The sequence below is a fragment of the Pseudarthrobacter sulfonivorans genome (assembly GCF_001484605.1).
Taxonomy (GTDB): domain Bacteria; phylum Actinomycetota; class Actinomycetes; order Actinomycetales; family Micrococcaceae; genus Arthrobacter; species Arthrobacter sulfonivorans_A.
The window spans coordinates 2,675,936-2,697,825 of sequence record NZ_CP013747.1; the positions used below are offsets into that span (position 1 = coordinate 2,675,936).

General features: G+C 66.9%; 21 protein-coding genes. 12 read left to right on the forward strand and 9 right to left on the reverse strand.

The features are described 5' to 3' along the window. The first annotated feature begins 86 nt into the window (after positions 1–86). Positions 87–863, forward strand: a complete 777-nt coding sequence (locus AU252_RS11960; RefSeq protein WP_240484160.1) for an HNH endonuclease family protein — start codon at positions 87–89, stop codon at positions 861–863. Between the two features lie 13 nt (positions 864–876). Here AU252_RS11960 and AU252_RS11965 read toward each other — a convergent pair whose 3' ends face one another. Further along, positions 877–4,329: a DEAD/DEAH box helicase gene (locus AU252_RS11965; RefSeq protein WP_058930905.1), complete on the reverse strand. Its 3,453-nt coding sequence runs from the start codon at positions 4,327–4,329 to the stop codon at positions 877–879. 191 nt (positions 4,330–4,520) lie between these two features. Between AU252_RS11965 and AU252_RS11970 the strand changes: the two genes are divergently transcribed. Beyond that, positions 4,521–5,372: a DMP19 family protein gene (locus tag AU252_RS11970; protein ID WP_058930906.1), complete on the forward strand. Its 852-nt coding sequence runs from the start codon at positions 4,521–4,523 to the stop codon at positions 5,370–5,372. Positions 5,373–5,443: 71 nt separating this feature from the next. Here the strand turns inward: AU252_RS11970 and AU252_RS11975 are convergent, their stop codons facing one another. Beyond that, positions 5,444–5,812 carry a hypothetical protein gene (locus tag AU252_RS11975; RefSeq protein ID WP_240484161.1) on the reverse strand — a complete coding sequence of 123 codons (369 nt, stop codon included), beginning with the start codon at positions 5,810–5,812 and terminating at the stop codon, positions 5,444–5,446. 154 nt (positions 5,813–5,966) lie between these two features. Between AU252_RS11975 and AU252_RS11980 the strand changes: the two genes are divergently transcribed. The 3 genes from AU252_RS11980 (at position 5,967) to AU252_RS11990 (ending at position 8,153) form a co-directional block, all read left to right on the forward strand. Next, positions 5,967–6,611 (forward strand): hypothetical protein, encoded by a 645-nt coding sequence (locus AU252_RS11980; RefSeq protein WP_058930907.1) that lies wholly within the window; start codon positions 5,967–5,969, stop codon positions 6,609–6,611. A gap of 155 nt (positions 6,612–6,766) precedes the next feature. After that, positions 6,767–7,345 carry an RNA polymerase sigma factor gene (locus AU252_RS11985; protein WP_058930908.1) on the forward strand — a complete coding sequence of 193 codons (579 nt, stop codon included), beginning with the start codon at positions 6,767–6,769 and terminating at the stop codon, positions 7,343–7,345. Continuing rightward, positions 7,338–8,153: a hypothetical protein gene (locus tag AU252_RS11990; RefSeq protein WP_058930909.1), complete on the forward strand. Its 816-nt coding sequence runs from the start codon at positions 7,338–7,340 to the stop codon at positions 8,151–8,153. Before AU252_RS11985 ends, AU252_RS11990 begins: the two co-directional genes overlap by 8 nt. A 58-nt stretch (positions 8,154–8,211) precedes the next feature. On the opposite strand, the gene AU252_RS11995 is transcribed toward AU252_RS11990, so the two are convergent. After that, a complete protein-coding gene (locus tag AU252_RS11995) occupies positions 8,212–8,739 on the reverse strand; it encodes a COG4315 family predicted lipoprotein (protein WP_058930910.1) in 528 nt (175 codons plus the stop codon). A 190-nt stretch (positions 8,740–8,929) separates the two neighbouring features. Here AU252_RS11995 and AU252_RS12000 point away from each other — a divergent pair, with 190 nt between their 5' ends. Together AU252_RS12000 and AU252_RS12005 are read left to right on the forward strand one after the other, a co-directional pair. Continuing rightward, a complete protein-coding gene (locus AU252_RS12000; protein ID WP_058930911.1) occupies positions 8,930–9,430 on the forward strand; it encodes a sigma-70 family RNA polymerase sigma factor in 501 nt (166 codons plus the stop codon). Then, a complete protein-coding gene (locus AU252_RS12005) occupies positions 9,427–10,092 on the forward strand; it encodes an anti-sigma factor family protein (protein WP_058930912.1) in 666 nt (221 codons plus the stop codon). Before AU252_RS12000 ends, AU252_RS12005 begins: the two co-directional genes overlap by 4 nt. Here AU252_RS12005 and AU252_RS12010 read toward each other — a convergent pair. Both AU252_RS12010 and AU252_RS12015 read right to left on the reverse strand, forming a co-directional pair. Then, positions 10,079–10,561: a type II toxin-antitoxin system RatA family toxin gene (locus tag AU252_RS12010; protein ID WP_058930913.1), complete on the reverse strand. Its 483-nt coding sequence runs from the start codon at positions 10,559–10,561 to the stop codon at positions 10,079–10,081. The genes AU252_RS12005 and AU252_RS12010 overlap by 14 nt on opposite strands. Positions 10,562–10,640: 79 nt before the next feature. After that, positions 10,641–11,519 (reverse strand): DUF1206 domain-containing protein, encoded by an 879-nt coding sequence (locus AU252_RS12015; RefSeq protein WP_058930914.1) that lies wholly within the window; start codon positions 11,517–11,519, stop codon positions 10,641–10,643. A 188-nt stretch (positions 11,520–11,707) separates the two neighbouring features. Between AU252_RS12015 and AU252_RS12020 the strand changes: the two genes are divergently transcribed. Continuing rightward, on the forward strand, positions 11,708–13,300 hold the full coding sequence (locus tag AU252_RS12020) for a hypothetical protein (RefSeq protein WP_058930915.1): 1,593 nt from the start codon (positions 11,708–11,710) through the stop codon (positions 13,298–13,300). 63 nt (positions 13,301–13,363) lie between these two features. Then, the gene (locus tag AU252_RS12025; RefSeq protein WP_058930916.1) at positions 13,364–13,810 is read left to right on the forward strand and encodes a hypothetical protein; all 447 of its coding nucleotides are present in this window, start codon (positions 13,364–13,366) and stop codon (positions 13,808–13,810) included. A 21-nt stretch (positions 13,811–13,831) separates the two neighbouring features. Here AU252_RS12025 and trmB read toward each other — a convergent pair whose 3' ends face one another. After that, on the reverse strand, positions 13,832–14,755 hold the full coding sequence (trmB, locus tag AU252_RS12030) for a tRNA (guanosine(46)-N7)-methyltransferase TrmB (protein ID WP_058930917.1): 924 nt from the start codon (positions 14,753–14,755) through the stop codon (positions 13,832–13,834). Positions 14,756–14,871: 116 nt separating this feature from the next. Further along, a complete protein-coding gene (locus tag AU252_RS12035) occupies positions 14,872–15,267 on the reverse strand; it encodes a hypothetical protein (RefSeq protein WP_058930918.1) in 396 nt (131 codons plus the stop codon). A 124-nt stretch (positions 15,268–15,391) separates the two neighbouring features. On the opposite strand from AU252_RS12035, the gene AU252_RS12040 reads away from it, so the two are divergent. Further along, positions 15,392–16,732 (forward strand): CynX/NimT family MFS transporter, encoded by a 1,341-nt coding sequence (locus tag AU252_RS12040; RefSeq protein WP_058930919.1) that lies wholly within the window; start codon positions 15,392–15,394, stop codon positions 16,730–16,732. A 1-nt stretch (position 16,733) separates the two neighbouring features. Next, complete coding sequence (locus AU252_RS12045) at positions 16,734–18,116, forward strand: MFS transporter (protein ID WP_058930920.1); 1,383 nt, start codon at positions 16,734–16,736, stop codon at positions 18,114–18,116. Position 18,117: 1 nt separating this feature from the next. On the opposite strand, the gene AU252_RS12050 is transcribed toward AU252_RS12045, so the two are convergent. Further along, positions 18,118–18,843, reverse strand: coding sequence for an SAM-dependent methyltransferase (locus AU252_RS12050; RefSeq protein WP_058930921.1), 726 nt, complete (start codon positions 18,841–18,843; stop codon positions 18,118–18,120). Between the two features lie 315 nt (positions 18,844–19,158). Between AU252_RS12050 and AU252_RS12055 the strand changes: the two genes are divergently transcribed. After that, on the forward strand, positions 19,159–21,102 hold the full coding sequence (locus AU252_RS12055) for a DEAD/DEAH box helicase (protein ID WP_058930922.1): 1,944 nt from the start codon (positions 19,159–19,161) through the stop codon (positions 21,100–21,102). A gap of 133 nt (positions 21,103–21,235) precedes the next feature. Here the strand turns inward: AU252_RS12055 and AU252_RS12060 are convergent, their stop codons facing one another. After that, entirely contained in the window at positions 21,236–21,886 is a 651-nt protein-coding gene (locus tag AU252_RS12060; RefSeq protein ID WP_058930923.1) for an MBL fold metallo-hydrolase, read from the reverse strand. Positions 21,887–21,890 lie beyond the last annotated feature (4 nt).

Below are 21,890 nucleotides of genomic sequence, written 5' to 3' on the forward strand. Positions count from 1 at the left end.
CTTCCATCATGTCGAGGGGGTACGACATTTTAGGGTGACAGACTCCACACCCGGCATGACAGGTCAGAACGCCCCGCGCTAGTAGCGTGTTCACCTCCGCCGCACTCCTGAAGGACATAACGATCAACCGCTCCGCCGCCACCAAAGCACTGACGCTGTTCACCACGCTGCTTCTCGCCAGCGCCCTCACCGGTTGTGACGCCGCAGCCCAGGCCGCAACGCAGGCCGCAAACAAGGTGGCCGAAGCGGTCAGGGAAGCACCGCCGTCGGGCAACTCCGGCGAATCATCTGTGAGCCCAGCCGACGTGGCAACGGCACTCGCCCAGCTGGAAACCATCCCGGTGAAGGGGCGTGCCCCCAAGACCGGCTACGCCCGTGAGGAATTCGGCCCCGCCTGGGCCGACGTCGACCGAAACGGCTGCGACACCCGAAACGACATCCTCGCCAGGGACCTCGAAGGTGAGACGTTCAAGCCCGGTACACAAAACTGCGTCGTTGCCACCGGTACGCTGGCCGACAAATACACAGGCACAACCATCGACTTTGTCCGTGGCAACAACACCAGCTCCGCCGTCCAGATCGACCACCTGGTTGCCCTCAGCGACGCCTGGCAGAAGGGCGCCCAGCAGCTCAGCGCCGAACAGCGCAGGCAGTTGGCCAACGATCCCCTGAACCTCATGGCTGCCGACGGGCCCACCAACAGCGCCAAGGGCGACAAGGATGCGGCCACCTGGCTCCCGCCAAACAAGGCGTTCCGGTGCGAATACGTAGCCCGCCAGACCGCCGTGAAGGCCAACTACAGCCTGTGGGTTACCCAGGCCGAGCGGGACGCGATCGCAGGTATCCTGGCAGCCTGCAGTTAGGCTTTGACCGCGCTCAGTCCTTGAACAGGCCCGCGAGGTCCTCGGCCGTAATCGAACCGCTGGACAGGGCGTCGCCTTCCATCACATCCGCGAACAGCTGCGACTTCCGGGCTTTCAGGGCCATGACCTTTTCCTCGATCGTGTCCTTGGCCACCAGCCGGTAGACCATCACATTCCGCGCCTGCCCGATCCGGTGCGTTCGGTCCACGGCCTGCGCCTCGGACGCGGGGTTCCACCAGGGATCGAGTAGGAAAACGTAGTCGGCCTCGGTCAGGTTCAGGCCAAAGCCGCCGGCCTTCAGCGAAATCAGGAACACCGGCGCGCTGCCGTTCTTGAATTCGTTGACGACGTCGGTACGGTTCCGGGTGCCGCCGTCGAGATAGCAGAACTCGATCTTCTCCTCCACAAGCCGCTCGCGGACCTTGCCCAGGAAACCGGTGAACTGGCTGAAGATCAGCGCCCGGTGGCCCTCCGCAACCAGATCCTCCAGCTGCTCGAACAGCACGTCCAGCTTCGAAGAGCGGACCCCGGACAGCGACGGATCCACCAGCGACGCGTCCAGGCTGAGCTGACGCAGCAGGGTCAGGGACTGGAAGATGGTGAACCGGTTCTTGTTCACGTCCTCAATCAGGCCTAGGATCTTCTGCCGCTCGCGCTGCAGGTGTGTCTGGTAGACCTTCTGGTGGCGCGGGTTCAGTACCACCTCTAGGATCTGCTCCTGCTTGGGCGGCAGGTCCTGGATGACCTGGTCCTTGGTGCGGCGCATCATCAGCGGACGGACGCGACGGCGGAGCTTGTCCAGCTGCCCTTTGTCGCCGTTCTTTTCCACCGGCTTCTGGTAGTACTCGGCGAACCGTTTGGGGCTGGAGAAGAGGCCCGGCGCCACGATGGACGTCAGCGCCCAGAACTCCATGAGGTTGTTCTCCAGCGGGGTGCCGGTGATGGCCAGCTTGAACGCCGCGGGCAGCTTCCGGGCGCACTGGTAGGCCTTGGACTGGTGGTTCTTCACAAACTGGGCTTCGTCGAGCACCAGCCCGGCCCAGGTCTTGGAGGCATAGGAATCGTAGTCGATCCGGAACAGCGCGTAGGACGTGATCACGATGTCCGCGCCGGCAAGTTCAACGGCCGCGTCCTGGCTGTTTTTGGCGAACGTTTCGCTCACGATACGGACCGTGAGGCCGGGAGCGAAGCGTGCGGCTTCCGCCGCCCAGTTGCCCACGACGCTGGTGGGGGCAACCACCAAAAAGGGAGTCACGCCGTCGGGCGCTGGAACGTCGGGCGCTGGTGTTTCAGCACCCTCAGACACAGACGCAGCCTGCTCCTTCGCGGCGCACATCAGGGCGAGTGCCTGCACGGTCTTGCCCAGGCCCATGTCGTCGGCGAGGATCCCGCCGAGGCTGTGCCGGTACAGGAAGCTGAGCCAGTTGTAGCCCTCGAGCTGGTACGGCCGCAGCTCCGCATTGAGTGAGGGAGGCAGCGGCAGCCCGTTGATCCCGCCTTCGAGCAGCCCGCCCACGGCCTCACGCCAGGCGGCGGCCTGTTCATCGACAATGCCAAGCTGCGCGAGCTCGTCCCAGAGCCCGGCCTGGAAACGGCTGATCTGCAGCGGGGCATCCTTGTTGTCCTGCAGCGAGCGGGCCTCCTCGATGAGGGCGCGCAGCTGGTGCAGTTCCGGCAGGTCCAGCGAGAAGTAGGCGCCGCTGGGCAGGAGCATCTTGGTCTGGCCCGCGGCCAGCGCGGAGAATACGGCGGCGAAGGAAACCGGCTGCCCCTCCAAAGAGATCTGGATGCCAAGGTCGAACCAGTCGCGCTGTTCGGTGGCCTTGGTGGAGATGGAAACGACCGGCGCTTCCTCGGCCTCGCGGTAGTCGGCGATGTCCCCCGCAGTGTCCACTGATACGTCCGGCGCGTTCCGGAGTTCGGGCAGGACGTCTTCCGTGAATGCCAGGGTGTCCAGGCCGTTCAGTTCGGCGGACGCGGACAGGCGTGGCGTGCCCCAGCCGCCGGTGGCCGATTCGCCCAGGGCCGGAACAACGTTCCACGGCTGGCCGATGCCCTCCAGGATGCGGGCCTCGGCGGTGTCGTCGCGGTAGCCGTGGTCGCCGGGGTGCCGCCACAGCGGTTGGGCCGTGACCAGGTTTCCGGACTTGTAGTGCCATTCCCAGTGCAGCCGGACGCGGTGGTCCGCGCCGTAATTGGCAAGCAGGGAAAGGGTAGGGAGGGCCAGGGCGGGCAGTGCCACCGACTCGTCCGTCGCCGTGACCCGGGCAGCCTGCTTGAGCTTCGGATAGAAGCCGGTGAGGAAACGCGTCTCGTCCTTCGCCGGAATGTGCAGGGTGCTGCCGGCAGTCACGAAGGTCAGCAGTTCCTCGCTCAGCCCGTTTTCCAGCGGTGCCAGCGTGATCACATTGTCCGCGGAAACACCGGGCAACGCCTCCCCGCCGGTGGTCAGGAAAATGCCGTGCGCGGGGCGGCCAATGGTCCCCACCGACGCAGGATCAACGTCTTCCCCCTCAACGGTGATGGTGGGCGCGAGCTCCAGCCCGCCGTCGTCGTGCGTTGCGCCGGGAGCCGCAGCGTCCCCACTCACAGGCGAGCCGTAACGGCTCAAATTAAGCCCGACGGCGGCGGGAGACTCCGCGAGCCGCACCGGCTCGGTGCCGCGGCTGTGAACCAGGGCGAGGCCGATCTTTTTGGCGTCGGTGAGCAGGCTCCACATGTTCTTCCCGGCGAACGTGTTCAGTCCCAGCCACAGCGCGGAGGAGTTATGAACCCGGTTGGCAGCGGCGGTGTGGGCGGCCAGGAATGCCTGCATCCACTCGATGTGCGCCTCGTTGCATTCGCGGCGGAAGTTCAGGTAGCTCAGGGTGTTCCAGGAGACGTCGCCGCGGATCCACTTGCCCTTGGCGCCCATGATCACGGGCCGGGCCTTGAGCTGGCGGACGCTGCGGAGCGGGTCGCGGCGGCCTGTGTAGGAGAAGTGCGGCGCCGGTTCCTCGATCTCGAACTGGAGGGCCAGCGGGATGCCGCTGATGGACTGGGTGATGCCCGGCTGCGAGATGAGCGGGCTGAGGGCCTGCTCCCAGTCGGCCAGGTCCAGGCTGGCGGGCTGGCGGGAAAGCCGGGACACTTCAGCCGGGGCCAGGAGCTGGACGCGGATGGCCGGGTTGTCCTCGGCGGCGAACAGCAGCGCGGCCACGTGCTTGCAGTCCTTGCGGACGGGGCAGCTGCAGACACCCACGGTGCAGCTCCAGCCGCCCGATTTCCGCACCAGCTTGGCCGTGGTGGAGTACGGGACGTCGGCACCTCCCCGGACCTTGCCCAGCATCAGCCCGGTGGCGGCGTCGAACGACATCCCGGAAACCCGGCTGCCCATGGCATACGCCAACCCGGCCGCGAGGGAGCGGTCGTTAATGGCGGGGGTCTGTATTGCCAGTGCCGCACTCTCGTCCGGTTGGGATGGCATGGTGCGCGCTACTTTCAGCTGGCCACGGGGGTGCCGCGTCCGATCGGAGGTTATCTGCTTCATCTTAGTTCGCCCGGACGGAGCCTGAAACTTCGCCTGACGTTCACTTCCGCCTCAACACGGCGCCGCCCCCGCCGACGTAGCGTGAAAGTGTCCCTAGCAGCACCCGGCATTCAGCAGTGAGGAATCCCATGACCAAGAGCCAGAACCCTGTCGTCCTGACCCAGGCCAGCATCGAAGCAGGCAGCGAGGAGGTCGTAGATGCCAACGTTCACGTGGTGAACGCCATGTACGGGAAACTGCTCGACGCCGGCGAGATCGCGCCCGCCGCGCTCGGCAGCTACTACGTTGACTTTTACGTCACGCAGTCCTTGGAGGGCGGCTTCGCCCAGTACGTGTTCACTGCAGACCGCGACGAAGTGGACCCGCTCATCCGCGAGGGCCTCGCCGGGATGGGCGCAAACGCCCACCTGGAGCTCTTCAACCGGACCGTTGCGGCGTTTGATGCCCTGTCCGAGGAAGACGAAGAGCGCTACCTCGACGGCGACCTGGACACCGAGGAAGAGTCCAACGACGCCGTGCGCACCATCGAAGAGCTCGACGGCGAGTTCGAGGAGCTGTTCGAAACCGAAAACATCACCGCCCTCAACGCCGCCTGGCTCCTGTCCCAGGAGGGCCTGCTGGTCCTCGACGACGAGGAGCTTGACGCCTACATCGAGCGTCAGGTGGCGCTCATCCCCAACCTGGAGGAGCGCCAGGCCGCGGCCGACGAGGAAGCACTGGAGGACGCCCCGGACTTCGAGGTCATCATCCGCGAATTGTGCGACATCGCCGGCTATGCGCTGCAGAAGATCACCATGGGCGACCCCAACTACATGCACGACGGCGAGAAGACGCTGGCCTGGCACTTCACCACGGACCACGGCGACTTCATCATGGTCGAGGACGACGAAGAGGCGTTCATGATCAACCCGGAGACCCAGGAAATCGTCGCCGCCGTTGAGTTCGAGGAAGCGGACGACGACGAGATGATCGACGCGTAGGACCCTCACCACGGTCCCGGGCCGGGTTCGTCGGAGGTTTCCGGCGACCCGGCCCGCCGTTGTTCCTGCTGTCAGGTGTTCTGGTCCAGCGCCCTTCCGCCCTCGGTTGCCGCCGCCCACGCCAGGAGCGCATCGGCGATGGGACGCAGCTCCGGGTGGTTGATGTACTGGCCATCGATAAGCTCGTCGGCGTCGCGCAGCATAAAGTCCGGATAGCCGAACAGCTCCCAGGACACGGCGTACTGCGCGTAGCCCGTGACGCCGTGCTCGTCGCGCATCCAGTGGCGGAGCTCGGCGTCGTTCTTCAGCCCGGCGGAGCGTGCCTGCTCGGCCCAGTACCCGACGTCGTGCCCCGTCTTTCGCAGGAGCAGGGCCTTGTTGCTGTCCACCATGGTCTGCCAGGTCTTGGCCGTTTTCTGCTGTTCCGGAGTGATCGCCATGCCCCGATGCTAGTGGGGTCCATGGGCCGGCGCCGGGCCCTGGAAAAGAGAATTGGGAGGCGCCGTAACTTTCCCGGTCCGGCCAGCGATGAAGGGGGTGAAGGGTTCCTCACGGAGCCGGATCTGAATTGTTCTCTAGGTTTTGGAGTGTCATATGTCGTTGTTCACTGTTCTCGCCACCAGCAAAATCGCCGCCGGAGTACTCGCCGCGGGCACCCTGGCCGTCGGTGGAACCGGCGTCGCAGCTGCTTCCGGCGCCCTCCCGGCCGATGCACAGCAGACCGCACACGAACTGCTCGGCGCCCCGGCCCCCAAGCTGGCCGCTGACGCCACCGAGTCGGCTTCCGCAAACGCTTCCGGCGATGCAGCAGTAACCGGCGAAGCAGCCGTCTCCGACGATGAGGTCGCAGCAGAGGCCAACGCCTCCGCCGCTGCCGGCACCGCAGTGGACGCAGCTGGCGCCGCAGCCTTTGGCCTCTGCACCGCCTTCGCCAACGGTGGACTGAACGAAGCCTCCGAGGGCTTCTCCTCACTGGTCATCGCCGCCGAGGGCGAAACCAACGTTGACGCTTTCTGCACGGACGTCGTCGCACAGGGTGCCGCCTCGGCCGACGCCGACGCTGCTGGCGAGGGCTCTGCCTCCGCCAAGGCTGAGCGCCCCGAGCTGCCCGCTGTTCCTGCCGTTCCCGCCGTGCCGGCAGTTCCGGGTGTCGACGGCGAGCCTTCCGTTCCCGCCGTTCCTGCTGTTCCCGCCGTACCGGGCGACGTTGTAGACGTTCCCGCCGTTTCGGGCCACTAGGACCTGCTCAGCTAGTGTGGACTGCGGGAACCGGCTCCGGACGGACCGGATTCCCGCAGTCCACATGGCAGCCAGATAGCTGACCGACCGCAGCTGACCGACAGCAGCGGAGCACGCCGCGCCGAATACCGGGATGAGCGACTACGCTGCCCGGGATGGAGGAGCCACTGGTGCTAGACACTTTGGCCGAAGAAGACATAGATACATTTGCAGACACAGCCGGTGCTGATCCGGCTGTGCTCTTCGGCGCTGTCTATCGAACCTTGTCCGGAGCGGTCCTGGGCTACCTCAAGGCCCGTGGCGTGGATGATCCCGAGGCTGTCACCCAGGACGTGTTCCTGGCGCTTTTCCCCAAGATTGGTGAGCTGACCGGCGGCCTTCAGGGCGCCAAGTCGCTGGTATTCTCCATCGCCCACGCCCGGATGGTGGATTACTACCGGCGGGTTGAACGCAGGCCGGACTTCACTCCGTACGACCCCCTGCAGGACGGGCGCAGCACGGCGTCCGCGGAGGACCACGCCTTGGGCCACGGCGGCGGCGCGACTGCCCTGCTTGAAGGCCTCGCCGATGAACACCGCGAGGTCCTGGCACTGCGGGTGGTGGCCGATCTTTCCATCGAACAGGTGGCCGGCATTATGGGCAAGTCCCAGGGTGCCATTAAGCAGCTCCAACGCAGGGCGCTGCAAAACCTCAAGGACCAGACTCTTAGAAGAAACCAGGCAGATCATGAGTGACACCGCAGGCTCACGCAACGGTTCCCGCGACGACGCGTCTGTTGACCGGCTGCTGCTGGAGGCAGGGCTGGACGACGACGGCGGCCTCCGCCCCGCTCTGCTGGAACTCCGTGCGCTCGCAGCCGAGCAGCCAACGCCCTCCGCTGCGGTCGCCGCACTCATGATGCCTGCCGTGACACAGACTCCTGCCGTGACACAGACTGTTGTCCCGACGCCTGGACCGAGCCACGCGGCAGCGACCCGTCACCTGGCGGTGGCGGCATCCCCTCAATCAGACCCCGCCGTAGCCCCCGCCGCGGCAACCGGCCAGCTCTCGGCGGCCACCGACGAGCTTGCCGCCCGCCGTCGTGCCAAGCGCAGGATCACCCTCACCACCCTGTCCGTCGCGGTTTCGCTGGCGGCCGGCGGCGCCGTTGCCGTGGCCTCCGACCAGGGGATCCGGGATTCCCTCGGCCAGGTCAACCACGCAGTTACATCCTTCGTGTCCACCGTTGGCGGCGGGCCTGTCCCCGCGCCGGTGGAGACCCCGGCTCCGGGACCGGGCCAGCCCGCCGTCCCTGCCGTAGGACCCACCGGGACGGCTGACACTGTGCCGGTTCCGGCCGTACCGGGATCCGGTGACAGCCAGGCCACGCAGCCCGCTCCGGCCCCATCAGGTTCAGTGCCGGCAGTGCCCCTGCCGGACCTTCCCCTCCCCGAAAACGTCACACCGGGTATGCCGGGTGGGCCGCTGAACGGCGAGGGACAGCCCCCGGCTCTGCCCCTGCCGGCCACGCCTCCAGTCCCGGTGCCCGGCCTCCATCCTTAGGCGGTCCATCCGTAGGCGGTTCGTCCGTGGGCCCCAGAACTGTCATTAGCCTGAACTGTCAGTAGCCTGACGCCGCTGTCCGGATCATTTCCCCGGCCGGCGTGGCCAGGTACCAGACGTCGTTGACGCCCTGCCCCAGCACGTCGCCGGGCTTCTTGTCCTGCGCGAAGTAGTACAGCGGCAGTCCATTCAGGGTCACCTGCTTGGCCCCGTCCGGCGTCGTGATTGTCCCGAGCGTGCCGGTGACGCCTTCGGCGGCAGGCTTGGCCGCAGTGGTGAGGAGCGGTGGCCACGCGGTCAGGCACGCTCCCGTGCAGGCGCTGGTGCCGGAATCCTTCACGTCCTTGGTGAAGAAATAGACGCTCATGCCCGCGGCATCCACCACGATGTTGCCGGCGCTGGAGGATGCTGTCTTGAGGTCGACGGCGGCCGCTGCGGTGGGGGAGCCAGCGGTCGGGGCGGCGGACGTGGCGGCCGGGCTGGTGGCCGCCGGAGTGGTTGTGGTGGTTCCGGGGCTGCCGCCGCAGCCGGAAAGTGCGGCAATGAGAGCCGCTGCGGCAAGACCTGTGCACAAATGCTGTTTCATGGGATGCTCCTCGGCTGGGGCCCGGCGTAGGTCACCGGACGCTAACCCGTACGACGCACCAGGGTGAAGAATGGTTCAAAGTGAACCGTTTTCCGTCCGCCGACGTTATATCGCATGAGTGCACGGACCTTCAGCGTCGTTGTAGGCGCGCTTTTGTAACCGCAGACCGGATCAGGGACAGGAGGGCGGCATGCCGCTGGACGAGGACGTGGTGGCTGCGATCTACCGCGAACACGGCTCCGCCCTGCGCCGTTTTGTCCTCAGCGCGTCCCGCGACCCACAGCTGGCAGAGGACGTGGTCCAGGAGACTGTGCTGCGCGTCTGGCAGCAGGCCCCGGACATCACCGGAAGCCTCCGCAGCTACCTGTTCCGTACAGCGCGGAACATCATGATCGACAACTACCGCAAAGCCCAAAGGCGCCCGGCCGAAGTGATGGAACGCGAACTCGCCGATCCCGCCGAGGCCGTGGAACGCGTGGATGAACTCCTGAACCGTGTGCTGATGGAAGAGGCGCTGCTGCGGCTCAGTACCGAACACCGCGATGTCCTCGTCGCCCTCCACTACCGCCGTTTCACCGTCAACGAGGCCGCCGTGCAGCTGAACATCCCCAGCGGAACCGTGAAGTCCCGGGCCTATTACGCCGTCAGGGCGCTGCGGACCATCCTCGACGAGATGGGGGTGGAACGGTGAACGCCTCTGAGCTGCACCAGCTGCTGGGCGCCTACGTGCTCGGCGGGCTTGACCCCGCGGATTCGCAACGTTTCGAAGCCCACCTCGCGGACTGCGCGGACTGCCGCACCGAACTCGCCGAGCTTGAAAGCCTGCCGGCCCTGCTGGATGCGCTTCCCGTCCCGGACGCGGTGGCGCTCACCGGGAGCGCCCGCCCCGGGGTGGCCCCTGAGCCAGCCAGCTCCGTGCCCCGCAGGGTCCTCGATGAACTGGCGGCCCGGCGTCGTAAATTACGACGGCGGTGGGCGGCCGTGGTGGGCGCCGTCGCCGCGGCGTGCCTCGCCCTGGGGGTGGCCGCGGCCCCGCTGCTCAGCCGGCCGCCGGCGCCGGACGCCAGCTACTCGGTCCAGTCCGGCAATGGCCTGCAGTTCAGCATCGACCTTGCCCGGAAAACATGGGGCACCGAGCTGGCCGTGAACGGCAGCAAACTGCCGCTGGACGGAACCCTCTCGCTCTGGATCCGGGACCGCGACGGCGGCGAGGACCGGGCATGTGCCTGGACCGCGACGCCGAGCGGGAGGGTGAAGGTCATGGGCGCCACGCCACTTCAGCTGGCCAGCATCGCCAGCCTGGAACTGCGGGACGAAACCCAGCACGCCGTGGCTGTGATTACGGTGCCGTGAGGGCGCGGAACTCGGCCACCAGGGCCGGATCCTCGCAGGCGCGGGCAAACGCTTCGATCCTCATATTGATCTCACGGCCCAGGAGCCAGGCGCCCATCCGCTCCGCTACCGGCCGCAACCAGTCCGGGCGGCACGAAAAGGTGTACTTCCAGACGGCGCGCGTGCCGCCGTCGTCCGCGGTGAAACGCCAGCCGCCGCCGAAATTCCCGAAGAACCACGGTCCGGACACCATGGTCATACCCACGTTCCTGGGTGGGGCATAGGAAACGTACTCGCTCACCATCACCAGGCCCAGGCGGGACACGGTCCGAGTCCGGACGCCCTTTCCGGCGGACGTTGCGCCGTCCAGGAAACCTTGGGCAGAGATGAACGGGTCCCACTGGAGCCGGAACGCACCAGTTGTCTGGGAGAGGGCAAAGACTGTCTCCGGATCGAGGCGGATGAGTCGTTCGGCGCGTACCTGGGGCATGGACCCACCCTAACCGGAGGCCGGGTGTTCCGGGTTGGGTCGGGTATTCCGGGTAGGGCCCCGGAGATGGCGCCCAACCCTACATTTTGGCCAGGCGAGCCCGGACCACCATATAGAGTCCGTAGCAGATGAGGCCGGCGCCCACGGCGGCCAGCAAGTAAACGCCGAAGGGCTGTTCGCGCAGGGCCCTGAGTCCACCGTCCAGGCCCGTGGATTCACCCGGATGGGCCTGCAGGGTGGCGATGGTGATGAGCATCCCGGTCAGCAGCAGGACTATGCCTTTGGCGACGTAGCCGGTCACGCCCAAGGCGGAGACGGCCGTCCGGGCAGGGCGGGAAACGGGCATCGTGAGGTGTTTCTCGAAGGTCTTCTTGATGCCGCGGATGCCGTAGATGATCCCGGTGATGGCCATGCCCAGACCCACGAGGACCAGCAGCGCTACGCCGCCGGGGGCCTTCATGACGGCGACGGTGAGGTCGCTCGCCGATTGCTGGTTGTCGCCCCCGGACCCTGTGCCCATGGCGAAGCTAGCCAGGGTCACGGCGAGCCCGGCAAACACCACGGCCTGCGCTGCCGCTTTGGCCTTCTTACCGACTTTGTCCTTGGTGGGCAGTCGGTTGTAGTCGAAGACGGCGTCGCTGGCCTGCCAGACGGCAAGGGCCGCGCAGGCGGCAAAGCTTGCCCACAGGAGGAACGGCCCGGCGGGCTGGCTGGCCAGTTCGGAAACAGCGCCGCTGAAGTCAGCATTCCCCGAACCACCCATGGCGAGGCGGATTGCGATGGCGCCCACCAGAAAGTGCAGTAGGCCGCTTACCGCGAAACCCACCCTCGCCAGCAACTCCAGTGCGCGTGAGTTGGTGACGTCCTCCGCCGTGCCTGCGGCGTCTTTGAGTTCTCTTTTGATGGCGCTTCCTTCGGGCCAGCGCCGCGGGGGCGCAGATTTGCGTGCCCCCCGCACAACCCCATCGTGCCACGCGAGGCCGGCCGCGAACAGTACCAACTTTTGCGCACCGCGGACCGACAGCAACTGCGTGTGCGTTGGTGTGCCCGGCGATGGGGAGTGTTCCCCATCGCGGGAGAATTGCCACCATGCGACGATATGTCCAGCGATAGAACTAACTCCTAATACTCTCCGGGGGAGACACCATGACTTTTTACGGCGCGGACGTCAGCCAGCTGCGGGAGCTGGCGAAGGCCGTTGACAAGGCGGCCGCGCTGCTCAGCAGCCGGGCCAGCTCCCTGCAGGGCCAGATTCAGTCCGCGCCATGGAAGGGTGCCGACGGCGAGCTGTTCCGGCAGGACTGGTCCGGCAACCACCGCCCCAGCCTGGAGCGGGTGGCCTCCAGCCTCCGCCACAACTCCAAGCTGCTCCTGCAGCACGCAAACGAACAGGAACAGTCCTCTGCCGCGACCGGCGGCGGCAGCAGTGGCGGTGGCGGGACCAGCGTCCTGGACAAAATCAAGGACTTGGGCAGCCGCGCCCAGAACTGGCTGGAGGAACAGGTAGCGAAGGCGGCAGCGGCTGAGGCCCATCGCCAGGATCTGAAGCAGGGCATGGATGACATGCTCAAGGCCAGCCCGGAAGAGCAAGCCAAGTGGTGGGCCAGCCTGTCCGAGGCGGACCGGAAATACCTGATCGAAGGCGAAGACGAGAACGGCCCGTTCGCCGAGGACCTCATGCGGATGGATGGCGGGATTCCCCTGTCCGCCCAGGATCAGGCGAGCGCCCACCTCCGGGAACTCGCCAAGACAGAAACCCCCGTATACACGGAGTCTGGCAAGGCCTCCCTTGATGCCCGGGTGGCCTGGTTCCACGCCGGCGCGGAGGTGGGCACCGTCGTCGTAGAGAATGCAGACGGTTCGGCCACCATGAAGGTCTACGGGAACGTGGGCGTAGGGGTGAACGACACCACCGGCACGGCCGGGGTCACGCTGAACGGAGAGGCCTCGCGCGAGTACAAATTCGGCAGCCTGGAGGAGGCCATGGCCGCCCGCAACCAGATTTATACGGATCTCCCGCCGGACAGCGTCGGTGAGATCAAGGACGTGGCAGGCAACCCGCCTGGCTACGTCCTGGAAACCATCAACGATGCTGCGGACGACAACGGCTCCACCGGCCACGACGACAAAGCCAAGGGAACACTCTCCCTCGAAGCCAAAGGTGAATCCGGCCCCGCTTCGGGCTCGGCGAAGCTGGATCTTGCCTACGAGCGGAACCTGACGGACGGCACGGCCACCGCCAGCGCCGAGGTGTCGGCCCAGGGCAAGCTGGACCTTGACGGCAAGGTGTTCGAGGCCTCGGGCAAGGGCGGCCTGGAAGTGAACCTGGATAAGAACGGCAACATGGAATCGGTCGCCGTATCCATGGAGGGCACGGTTGCCGCGGGCGCCAGCACGGGTGCCGACCTCCAGGGCGCAAAGGCTGAGTCCAGCGTGACAGTGGGCACTCAGGGCACCGTGAAGATCAATGTTGAGTACTCACCGGAGAACGCGCCTGTGATCGATAGCTACATGCGCAATATGGCGTTGGGAGACACGGTTGCGGCCGGCCACGACGCCGCCAAGCTCTATGCGGCAGGTTCCGCCACGGTCCAGGTGAACAGTATGGTGACAGCATCCAACGAGTTCGGCGTTGACCTCAAGGCCGGCGAGGTGGAGGTCAAAACCGAGAACAAGGCAACCACCAACGTGTCCACGTACTATAAGGTCCCGAACGACACCAAGCTCGAGAAGCTCTGACGTCCCGTGCCGGATCCGCACGTGCCAGCCAACCCAGCCAAGACTTACCGCTAAGGAGCAACCATGTCAGTTCATATCGAGTCCCCGCTGGGATTCACGGCGGACTTCCCCGAGCACACCCAGGTTCTGGAGGACTCCGCCGCCGGGCCAAACACCGAGCAGTATGGCCTGCTGGGCGGTGTCCTGGTGACGGTCATCAAGGACGACACCTCCGTGACCGGCGCCGCGCAGGCTAACGGCTGGGCACACCTGATGTCAGGCTTCTACCTTGAAGACCGGGCCGGGACCATCCTCACCGAAGGCGAACTGAACGTACCCGGTAAGTCCTCGTACGCCGTCGTGGTTGGATACACGGATCCGGCAGGCGAGGCGAGGGTCGCGGCCACTGTGGGTGTTTGGGAGAACAACCGTTTCATCGGTGTTGTGGTGATCTGGCCGTACGTGAACCCGGAGATCGAGCCGCGGCTGGGGATGCTCAAGGAGATCGTCGCCTCCATCAGCGTGAACTGACCCCTACTTACATTTCAAGGCTCAGCGGCGGCGGTAGCAGAGGTCGAAGATCAGCCGGCCGGCCTCGTGGGCCTTCGCCTCGAAACTCGTGCGGATCCGGCCTTCAAAGCGCGGCGCCCAGCCGCCCGTTTCGTCCACGCCCTCGTTGGGGCCCGTATGCGCGGTACTCACCGGCGCCCGGCCTTCGCGGACGGGCGCGCCGCCCACCAGGGTTTCGACGCCGGATTGCCACACCTGGGTGAGCGGACTTTCCGGGCCGTGGCGCTCGCCGGTGTGGAGGTTTTCGAAGTCTGGGGAGTCCGCGAGGACGTCGCGGACGTGGACAGCGTAGTTGGACCAGTCCGTGGCGACCCGCCACAGTCCGCCCTTGGTGAGTGCACGTGCCGCCAGTTCGGCGAATTCCGGCTGGATGAGGCGGCGTTTGTGGTGCCGTGACTTGTGCCAGGGATCGGGGAAGAACACCCACAGCTCGCTGACGGATCCTGCCGGCAGCATGGTGGCGAGGACCTCGGGCGCGTTGGCTTCCACCACCCGGACGTTGTTCAGCCCGCGGCTGTTGATCTTGATGATGGTGTTGGCCAGCCCCGGGGTATAGACCTCGACCGCCAGGAAGTCCGTGTCCGGGTTCTCCTCGGCCGCGTGGCAGATGGCATCGCCCAGCCCCGAACCGATTTCCACAATCAGCGGTGCCTTGCGGCCGAACTCGGCCTCGGCGTCGAAGGTGTAGTCCGGGTGGACCGACGTGTTCGCGATGTGCCGGGGCACGTCCAGGGCCCACCGGTCCGAGTGCTCTTCCCACGCCGTCTGACGGCGCCCCTGGAGGCGGGTTCCGCGGCGCACAAAGCTCACCGGCCTGCCGCCGTAAGTGCCGAAAGACGCCTGGGTTCCGGGCGTCACCGGGCGCGGGACATGCGGAGGCTGGGAAGATTCTGGGGATTCGCTCATCCCTTCCAGAATACCCGGGGCCCACGCCCACGGCTTGGGTACTCACCTGAGCCTCGAACGGGACGCGATGGAACGCGAAAATGGTCGCCCTGCGAGGTCGGAAAGGAAATGAAATCTCAGAAGAGGATCATAAAGTCCCCGTCCCTGAGCACGAGCACCAGGCCCACGGCAACTTCGGCCGCCGATATCCACAACGCAGCCACACCAGCCCGCCAACCGTTTGACCGACGCACAAATACGCGGAGCGAAACAATGCCGAGCGTCACTGCGAGCAGGCCAAACAGCGCCGGATAGCTCCACAGCACTAACGGTGCGACCCAGTCCAGCCGGCCAGGCCTTTCCGAAGGCCTCGTAAAGAAGGCCGCCAATAGGCTGAAGGGCACCGTCAGAAACATGCTCGCCGGGGCGATGAGGCTGAAAGCGAGGCTGGCTGTGCCCTCGCCACTGCCATGCGCCTTCGGCGAGGCCGGGGCGGACGCAATGGACGGATCGTGCAATGGTGCGAGGCTCATGGCTTCTCCCGGATGTTATGGCTGGGTACCGCATGCTGATCCCACGGTAGGGTCGCTCCAGGCGGGCAACCAGCCCTTTTCTGGTCTATGTGGATAACTCCGCGTGGCAACGAAGCCTGACAGAATGGGTCCCGTGACCCGTGCTGACAACGTTGACGTGCCTGGACTGCTGATCGACGCCGAAATCGACGACATCCCCCCAGCCGCCCCGACGCGCCTTCCGGGCCAGTCGGGCGGCGGTCCGGAGAGCCCGCAAGGCAGCCGACGCGCTCTCGTGTACCTGGGCCTCTGTCTGGTGCTCATCGGGCTGAACCTCCGCACGGTTTTCTCCAGTTTCGCTGCGGTTCTTCCGGAGATCACGTCCGACGCCGGCCTGCCGGGCTGGGCCGTCGTGGTGCTCACCACCGTGCCCGTGACGCTCCTGGGCGTCTTCGCACCGCTGGCCCCTGTCCTGGCCCGCCGGTTCGGCGCCGAACGCGTCCTGCTCGGTGCCATGGCAGTACTTACGGCAGGGCTGCTGCTGCGGCCCGCGGACATCGGAGGCCTCCTGCCCGGTGCCGGCCACCTCCCTACCTTGCTGGCGGGAACTGCTGCCTGCGGTGCCGCCATCGCCCTGTGCAACGTGTTGCTGCCAGGGCTGGTGAAGCGCGATTTCCCGCACCGGCTGGGTCTCATGGGCGGCCTGTACACCACGGCCATCTGCGCGTCGGCCGCTCTCGGCGCCGGCTTTACCTACCCGGTCTTCACGGCGACGGGGGAGTGGACCTCGGCACTGTGGTTCTGGGCCGTTCCTGCCGCCGTCGTACTTTTGCTGTTCCTTCCGGTGGCATTGCGCCAGCACCCCGTCCGGCACCAGGCCGCCAACCTCGGCGTCAACGTGTGGCGTTCGGCGGTGGCGTGGCAGGTGACCATCTTTATGGTGCTGCAGGCCATGATGTCCTTCAGCGTTTTTGCCTGGCTGGCGCCGATCCTGCGCGAACGCGGCGTGGACGGCGCCACGGCCGGCCTAATGGTCTCCGTTTCGATCGTGCTCCAGATGACGGGTTCGCTGTTTGCCCCTGCACTGGCGGCGAGGTTCCGTGACCAGCGGGCCATCGCTGTGGTGGTGGCGCTGATGACAGGCGGCGGGTTTGCGCTGAGCATCTTCGGACCCCTGGAACTCATCTGGGTGTGGACCTCGCTGCTGGGATTGGGGCAGGGAAGCCTCACCGCGGTGGCCCTGACCATGATTATGCTGCGGACCCGCGACGGGCACACGGCCGCGCACCTGTCCGGGATGATGCAGGGCGTGGGCTACGGGCTGGGTTCCACCGGCACGCTGATGGTGGGCCAGCTGCACCAGGCCACGGGATCCTTCACGGCCGCCGGGGTGCTGTTCCTGGTGGTCGGTTCGCTGGCCGCGGTGTTCGGTTACCGCGCGGGCCGGAACCGCTACATCGGCGACTCCAGCCGATCGGGCCAATAGCGTGCAGGAAGCCGCCCTGCCGGCCACGCATTCCGCCGCCACGGCCGGGATCCTGCAGCGACCGTACCTGTGGGTGACCATCGGCGCGTGCGCCCTGGTCTTCCTCGCGGCGTTCGAATCGCTCGCGGTGACTACCATCATGCCCGTCGTCAGCCGCGAGCTCGACGGCGCCAGCCTGTATGCTCTGGCCTTCGCCGGTCCGCTGGCCACGGGCGTGATCGGCATGGTGGCGGCCGGAAACTGGTCGGACCGCCGCGGGCCAACCGTCCCGTTGTACGCCTCCGTGGCGTTGTTCGTGCTGGGCCTGATCATCGCGGGCACGGCCGTGTCCATGCCCATGCTGGTTGCCGGCCGCCTGGTGCAGGGGCTTGGCGGCGGTGCGCTGACGGTTGCGCTCTACGTGGTAGTGGCCCGCGTCTACCCGGCCGTCCTGCACCCGGGGATCTTTGCCGCCTTCTCCGCGGCGTGGGTGATCCCGTCCCTGGTGGGCCCGTTCGCGGCCGGCATCGTGGCGGAGGTCCTGAGCTGGCACTGGGTGTTCCTGGGTGTGGTGGGCCTGGTGGTTCCCGCCCTGGTGATGATTGTTCCGGTGCTCCGCGGCATCGACCGGCCTTCTGAGCAGGCCGCGGTCCCGCCCTGGGCGCTGGGCCGGCTGGCCTGGGCGGCGCTCGCCGCGCTCGCTGTGCTGGGGCTGAACCTCTCCGCCGGAGTCACTATCGCGGGCATTCCCGCAGCCCCGGCACTCCTGGCCGCGGCCGCCGTCGTGATTGCCCTCGTAGCCGTGCGGCCGCTGGTACCGCGCGGAACGCTGCTCGCCCGCCGCGGCCTGCCCAGCGTGATCCTGACCCGCGGCCTGGCGTCTGCCGCATTCTTCGGCGCCGAGGTCTATCTGCCGTACCTGCTGATCGAGGAGTACCAGTTCCCGCCGACGTTCGCCGGCCTGGCACTCACCGGAGGCGCGTTGTCGTGGGCAGCCGCGGCCGCCATTCAGGGCCGCCTCGGCACCCGGCTGAAGCACCGGGCGGCGGTGCGCATCGGCTCAGCGCTGGTGCTGGGAGCCATTCTCCTCACGTTGGCGACGTCGGCGCTCCACTGGCCTGCCGCCGTCGCGATTGCCGGCTGGCTCTTCGCCGGCGGCGGCATGGGGCTGCTGTATCCGCGGCTCAGCGTGATGACGCTCGCCATGTCCACCAAGGAAAACGAAGGCTTCAACAGCTCGGCGATGTCCATCTCGGACTCGCTGGGCGGGGCGCTGGCGCTCGCCGCGACGGGCATCGTGTTCGCGGCATTTACGACGACGGCGGAATCGTTCGCGGGGGTCTTCGCACTGACGGCGGTGGTGGCCGTCGCCGCGGTTGCGGTGGCGCCGCGGGTTTCGCGCTAACTCAAGCCAGCCGGGTGGCCCTGAGTATGGTGTCGCCGAGGACGGCTTCCTGGCCGTCCGGCCCGTTAGTGACCCGCTCCCGCGTGGTGTTGACCTCCAGCTGCCAGTCCGGGGAATCCAGGCCGAGCTCCTCGACGAGCTGCATCGGGGTGTAGAACATCTCCGGTTTGGTGTGGTTGCCCCACGGCGGCAGGCGGTCCGGATGGTGCCCCACAATCAGCAGCGTGCCGCCCGGCTTGACCGCCGCAGCCGCAGTCCGAAGCGGGCCCTGCCATACCAGCTGTGGACCGTGCAGGAACTGGGAGGACACCAGATCGTAGGTCCCCTCTGGCTGCCATTGGTCTAGGTCACACTGTTCCCAGTGGATGCGGCTGGGAATTTCGCCCGCTCCCTCGGCGTGCACGCTTTCGCGGTCCAGGGCCGCCCTTTCGTGCGTGGCTGCCCGTTCCAGAGCGACGGCGGAAACGTCGACGGCGGTGACGGTCCAGCCCTGCTGGGCGAGCCAGATGGCGTCGGCACCTTCGCCGCAGCCCAGGTCCAGTGCCCTGCCCGGCCTCAGTCCGGCGCCTTCGCGGACCAGTTGCGGGTTGGGTTTGCCGCTCCAGATCTGCGCCTTGCTGCCGTATTTTTCGTCCCAGGCTTCGGCCGCACCTTGGCGTGGTTCATCACTGAGGCGGGTGCCGCCGTCGTCCGTTGGGTGGTGGTGGTCTTCGCCCTGTTGAGTCATGCCTCAAGCCTGCGCCTGCCGGGCACCCAAAGGCAACGGACGTTGCAGGAAACCGGTGCCCCGGCGCGGGGATGGTACGCTTAGGGGACTTGATGTGCAGTGATGCCCGCTCGTCCCTTTATTTGGGAAGCGGGTTTTTTCATGTGAGAGGCACATCCTGCGTCGATGAACGCGTTCCATTTGGTCCCAGCCGCCGCCCAGAATTGGGCAGCAGCACGGTTGATCACCTGACTTTTCTTCGGCGAAACCCTTGAGCCAACCGGCATCGGGGGCCGATATCCGCACGGATACCGCCTGAAAGACCATGAAATATATATGACTACTTTTGCTGCCCTCGGCACGCCCAAAGCACTCGCCGACACCCTCACCGCACAGGGAATTGTTGAGCCGTTCCCCATCCAGGTCAAGACCCTCCCGGACACCCTGGCCGGACGCGACGTCCTGGGCCGCGGCCGCACCGGCTCCGGCAAGACCATCGCTTTCGCCATCCCGCTTGTAGCACGACTCGCTGAGCGGGAAGCCAAGCACTTCCGCAAGCCCGGCCGCCCCATGGGCCTGGTCCTCGCACCGACCCGCGAGCTGGCCACCCAGATCAACGCCACCATCGAGCCGATGGCCAAGGCCATGGGCCTGACCACCACCGTGATCTACGGCGGCATCTCCCAGGCCCGCCAGGAAAAGGCACTGCGCGCCGGCGTCGACATTGTCATCGCCTGCCCGGGCCGCCTGGAGGACCTGATCCGCCAGCGCATCCTGACCCTCGAAGGCGTCGAGATCACCGTCCTGGACGAAGCCGACCACATGGCGGACCTCGGCTTCCTCCCGGTGGTCAAGAAGCTCATGGACATGACCCCCAGCCAGGGCCAGCGCCTGCTGTTCTCCGCCACCCTGGACAACGGCGTGGACAAGATCGTCCAGCGCTACCTGTCCAACCCGCTGACCCACGCCGTGGACGAATCACAGGCCGCCGTGACCACCATGGAACACCACGTCCTGGTGGTCAACGACCAGACCGTCAAGAAGCAGCTGATCGTTGAGCTCGCCTCGGGCGCCGGCCGCCGCGTCCTCTTTATGCGGACCAAGCACCACGCCCGCAAGCTGGCCAAGACCCTGACCGACGCCGGGATCCCCGCCGTCGATCTGCACGGCAACCTCTCGCAGAACGCCCGTGACCGCAACCTGGCCGAGTTTTCCTCCGGTGACGTCCGCGTCCTGGTGGCCACCGACGTCGCAGCCCGCGGCGTCCACGTGGACGACGTCGAACTGGTGATCCACGTGGATCCGCCCACAGAGCACAAGGCATACCTCCACCGCTCAGGCCGTACGGCCCGCGCAGGTTCGGACGGCACCGTTGTCACGCTGACCCTCCCGGAGCAGCAGTCCGACGTCAAGAAGCTGATGAAGGCTGCCGGCGTCGAGGTTAACTTCGAGCGCGTCACCGCCAACTCCCCGCTGGTTGCTGAGCTCGTGGGCGAAATGGCCGACAAGATCGATCCGCGCACGCGCGCCGCTCTTCTCGCCAAGAAGTCCGCACAGCAGGGTGGCGGCACCTCCACGGGTGCCAACGCCGAGCGCAAGCGCGCCCGCCGCAGCCAGGAAGGCCCCACCGCCGGTGGCCGTGGCGGCCGTGGTGGACGTGGACGGGTCTCCGCTGAGCCAACCCGCACCGATCTTCCGCGCGCCGAGCGCCGCGCTGTTGCCTACGAAGGCCGCACCGAGGCACGGGCAGCATTTGACCGTGTAGCTGAGCAGAACGAGGACCGCGCCATTGCAGCAGCTGCTGCTCGCCGCAATTCCCGCGGCCACGGCGCCACCGGCTCCACGCACCGCAACGACGTCCCCGCAGCAGGTGGCCGTGCAGCGGCCGGCCGCGGTTCAGACGGCCGTTCTGATTCACGCGTTACCCGCAGCGATGCCCCCCGTGGCGGCACGGGCCGCCCGGCTACCACCGGCGGACAGCGCGGCGGACGTCCGGCAACGGGCCAGCGCGCAGCCGGGGCCCGCACCGCAGGCGCCGGTGCAGGTGCCCGCACGGGTGGATCCGGCCAGCGCGCCGGAGCCTCCACAGGTAACTCGGGCAACGGCGGCAACGGCGGCAATGCCGGCAACAAGGCTGTTTGGTCCTCCAACACCGGCGGCACGTCCGGTGGCTCGTACGCCGGTAACGGTGGCGGCAACGGTGGCACCAGTGGCCGTCCGGCACGCAGCGGTCCCCGCCGCGCGTCGGCTCCGGCCTCGAACGAACGCCGCAGCCGCTAAGATTCGTGTTTTCGCTACGTAAAGTAGCTGGCGATACGCAGAATGCCGGCCGCGACGGATATATCCGTAGCGACCGGCATTTCGCGTAGCGCAAATCACGAAGCGCAGCGCCAGCCTGAAAGCGTAGCGAAAGTTACCAGCCGCGGGCGCGCCACTCCTCAAGGTGCGGGCGTTCCGCGCCGAGGGTGGTGGGGCTGCCGTGGCCCGGGTGCACCAACGTGTCATCCGGGTAGGCCTCGAACAACCGCGCGGTGACATCGTCCAGCAGTGACGTGAACCGCTCAGGATCATTCTGGGTGTTGCCCACGCCGCCCGGGAACAATGAATCCCCGCTGAAAATGTGGGCAGGCCCTTCCGGGTCCTGGTACACAAACGCGATCGATCCCGGGGTATGGCCGCGCAGGTGCACGGCGGTGAGCTCGAAGCCGTCCACAGCGCAGGTGTCCCCGTGCTCCAGGATCCGGTCCACGGGCACTGGCAGCGCCTCGGCGTCGTCCTTTCCGGCAACGGTTGGGGCGCCCGTGGCTGCCACCAACGCCGGCAGTGCCCGGACGTGGTCCCAATGCTGGTGCGTTGTTGCAATCTGCGCCAGTTTGGTTGTGGCCGCGGTATCCGCAGCGGCGTCCTGCAGCATCGCCTGGATGGCCGGAAGGTCGTCCGCGGCATCAATCAGCAGCTGTGCGCCGCTGGCTTTCGCGGTCAGCAGGTACACGTTGTTGTTCATCTCGCTGACGGAGATGCTGCGGATGGTGATGTCGCGGAGGTCGTGAATGAGCGTGTCCATGGGC

Bases quoted from the DNA above. Each gene is read 5' to 3' on its own strand.
- AU252_RS12035 (WP_058930918.1), bottom strand. From the start codon at position 15,267: ATGAGCCTCGCACCATTGCACGATCCGTCCATTGCGTCCGCCCCGGCC.
- AU252_RS11985 (WP_058930908.1), top strand. From the start codon at position 6,767: ATGGAGGAGCCACTGGTGCTAGACACTTTGGCCGAAGAAGACATAGAT.
- AU252_RS12055 (WP_058930922.1), top strand. From the start codon at position 19,159: ATGACTACTTTTGCTGCCCTCGGCACGCCCAAAGCACTCGCCGACACC.
- AU252_RS12050 (WP_058930921.1), bottom strand. From the start codon at position 18,843: ATGACTCAACAGGGCGAAGACCACCACCACCCAACGGACGACGGCGGC.
- AU252_RS12040 (WP_058930919.1), top strand. From the start codon at position 15,392: ATGGGTCCCGTGACCCGTGCTGACAACGTTGACGTGCCTGGACTGCTG.
- AU252_RS11980 (WP_058930907.1), top strand. From the start codon at position 5,967: ATGTCGTTGTTCACTGTTCTCGCCACCAGCAAAATCGCCGCCGGAGTA.
- AU252_RS11970 (WP_058930906.1), top strand. From the start codon at position 4,521: ATGACCAAGAGCCAGAACCCTGTCGTCCTGACCCAGGCCAGCATCGAA.
- AU252_RS12000 (WP_058930911.1), top strand. From the start codon at position 8,930: ATGCCGCTGGACGAGGACGTGGTGGCTGCGATCTACCGCGAACACGGC.
- AU252_RS12025 (WP_058930916.1), top strand. From the start codon at position 13,364: ATGTCAGTTCATATCGAGTCCCCGCTGGGATTCACGGCGGACTTCCCC.
- AU252_RS12020 (WP_058930915.1), top strand. From the start codon at position 11,708: ATGACTTTTTACGGCGCGGACGTCAGCCAGCTGCGGGAGCTGGCGAAG.
- AU252_RS12060 (WP_058930923.1), bottom strand. From the start codon at position 21,886: ATGGACACGCTCATTCACGACCTCCGCGACATCACCATCCGCAGCATC.
- AU252_RS11965 (WP_058930905.1), bottom strand. From the start codon at position 4,329: ATGCCATCCCAACCGGACGAGAGTGCGGCACTGGCAATACAGACCCCC.
- AU252_RS11975 (WP_240484161.1), bottom strand. From the start codon at position 5,812: ATGGCGATCACTCCGGAACAGCAGAAAACGGCCAAGACCTGGCAGACC.
- AU252_RS11995 (WP_058930910.1), bottom strand. From the start codon at position 8,739: ATGAAACAGCATTTGTGCACAGGTCTTGCCGCAGCGGCTCTCATTGCC.
- trmB (WP_058930917.1), bottom strand. From the start codon at position 14,755: ATGAGCGAATCCCCAGAATCTTCCCAGCCTCCGCATGTCCCGCGCCCG.
- AU252_RS11990 (WP_058930909.1), top strand. From the start codon at position 7,338: ATGAGTGACACCGCAGGCTCACGCAACGGTTCCCGCGACGACGCGTCT.
- AU252_RS12010 (WP_058930913.1), bottom strand. From the start codon at position 10,561: ATGCCCCAGGTACGCGCCGAACGACTCATCCGCCTCGATCCGGAGACA.